Here is a 2304-nt window from a genome sequence, read left to right as displayed (position 1 = left end):
GAGATGCATTCGGCGGTTGAGACGGAATCGGAGGTCAAAAAATGCTCGCTGACGGCGATAGGGAAAGTGTCGACGCCGGCATCACGGATTCAGGCTTATATTCTTCCAAATCGACATCCCGGCCAATCCTCCATGACTCCTTACTCTCAGTTAAAACACTGTAACGAATCATTACAAAAACATGCTTATTCATTTAAAATCCACCACTCTCATCATCAACTCGAAAAGCACCTCTCGCAATAAGAGAAAGGTTAGAAAAATAGAAATAAAAAACTGACTCACACCTCTCCCCAAGCCTTCAGCCCAGAAAATTCAGGATACCCATCCAGCGGATATTCCACCAATTCCTTTTCAGTTATCTTATAGTGGTCAGCTGTGACTTTTTGCCCCATCACAACCGGTTCCACCTTGCCCTGCTCCAGCAGTTCAAAGTACAAGTTACAGAGCGACTCCGGTGCCTTGTGAAAGCTGGGCCAGTGGAAGAGCGCCACTTTCTTTTTTGGCTGCTTTCCGATAAAGTCAGCCGCCTTCTGGCAATCGCTAAGCCTCGAAAAATCAGCGGCGATCACCGTATCGAAAACGAGAGGATCGTCGGTCCGCTCGAACATGCTGCGCGGTGCGGGGAAGGGGCGGCGCTCCTTAGCTCCCTTGACGTTAAGGTGCTTCTGCGACGCATGCCACCAGGCGCAGATTTCACGATAGATATGGCGAAGGCCGCAATACACCGTGCGCACATGGGTGGCCTTGGTGCGCGTCAGTGACGACTCCTCATCCAGCGCAAAGGCTAAGGGAATCTCGGGGTGGATCTTGGCAAATGATTTTTTCCCAAACTGGGACTGCATGCGCCAAATATATTCCGTATCACCGCCGATACGCACATGATCCCACTCACCGATGGTCTCCAGCACTTCTCTTCTGAACATAAAGGAAGACTGGCTCCAATGAGTGAGAAATCCATTTGGGCGCCAGTTCTGGGTGAATGCAAGGTTTTCCTGGGCACGAATCCAGTGCGCAGAGCAGCCCATCACCTCGGGATGCTCCTCCAGATACTCCACCTGCGCTGCAATTTTCTGCGGGTGTGACCAGTCATCGCTGTCATGGGTGGTCAACAGGTCGCCCGTAGCAAACTTCAGACCGTAGTTACGCGCTGCATAGGCGCCCCCATTTTTTGGTGGCCTCACGGCCTTTACGCGCGAATCTTTTTTCTCGAGAGCTTTAAGAATTTTAAAGGTGTTATCCGGCGAGCAGTCATCGACAGCGACAATCTCGATATTCTTGTAACTCTGCGCCAGCAGCGATTCGATGGCGATGTGTATTTGCCCGGCCGCACTGTAAATGGGCATGATAATGGAGACTTTCTTACCACCGCTGATTTTCTTGACAGGCAGTCCTTCTATATTACCAATTGAAAGCGGCTTGGTTTCATCTTTACGGCGTATTCCGCCAAATCCTTGAATAGAAAACGCTTGGTTGATTAGCTCCAGTCGGCGAGCATCGCTACCCAGTGAGTTTGCCAGGGCCAGGTGTGCATCCGAATCGCCGGGATGCACGCTCACAAACGATTCAAGAATTGATCTGGCTTCATTATTTCGCTCAAGGTTTAACAAGCAAAAATACGCCAAATATACTGCTTCTTTTCTTGACTCATTGACAGACACTAGCGCCAGCATATTCTCTGCCAAAGTAAGAGCTTGCTCTATTTCACCGCAAAAGTACCTCCAGCGAGCCACATGCCACATGGCCCACCAGCGAGATGCCTCAGTAGCACTTGAGTCGCCATAAATAGCTTCCAATGCCTCAAGCGCGGAAACAGAATGCCCTCCCCATAGTCGAACAGCAAGGTTAGCAATGCCGTTGATTTTCTGTTCCTTAATCTCATTACCATTCGCCTGACCCTTGTAGAGGTAGTGAAGAAGCGGCACTTCGCCGGGCTTCATGCTGTCTTTATAGGCGCTGAGGTAATAGTCGTTATCGAAACGCTTGCAGGGGGCAAGGCCAAGTCGCCAGCCAACGGCCAGGTAGTGCAGCAGCGGGTCAACTTTCTTGGGCAGCCATACCTCGTGCTCTACTAGGTACCACTTGCCATTCACCAGACGCGACTTTTTGACAAGCTCAATATCTTCATCGACCTTGCCCGGCCTGACGGCGGCAAGAGCATCAAGCAGCAGGCGGTCGCAGATGCTCTTGTCTTCGAGCTTGCGAAGCGACAGTGATCTTGCCCACCAACAGTGGACACCCCGTTAAGGTATACACTCAACGAGGTGACCCATGGCAAAGCAAGCTACTCCGATGAAGAAGACACGT

The 2304-nt window shown here is 51.0% G+C and carries 2 protein-coding genes; one reads left to right on the top strand and one right to left on the bottom strand.

Annotation, left to right across the window (positions count from 1 at the left end; genetic code table 11):
* A partial coding sequence (locus Q358_RS18870; RefSeq protein ID WP_211248341.1) for a hypothetical protein occupies nt 1-243 on the top strand: 243 nt, incomplete at its 5' end.
* Nucleotides 244-278: 35 nt separating this feature from the next.
* Here the strand turns inward: Q358_RS18870 and Q358_RS0113855 are convergent.
* The gene (locus tag Q358_RS0113855; RefSeq protein WP_027962520.1) at nt 279-2090 is read right to left on the bottom strand and encodes a glycosyltransferase family 2 protein; all 1812 of its coding nucleotides are present in this window, start codon (nt 2088-2090) and stop codon (nt 279-281) included.
* Nucleotides 2091-2304: the final 214 nt, after the last annotated feature.

It is taken from the genome of Halomonas halodenitrificans DSM 735, assembly GCF_000620045.1.
Classification (GTDB): Bacteria; Pseudomonadota; Gammaproteobacteria; order Pseudomonadales; family Halomonadaceae; genus Halomonas; species Halomonas halodenitrificans.
The sequence above is the reverse complement of the archived record's forward strand: the minus strand, read 5'-3'. Positions and strand labels throughout refer to the sequence as shown.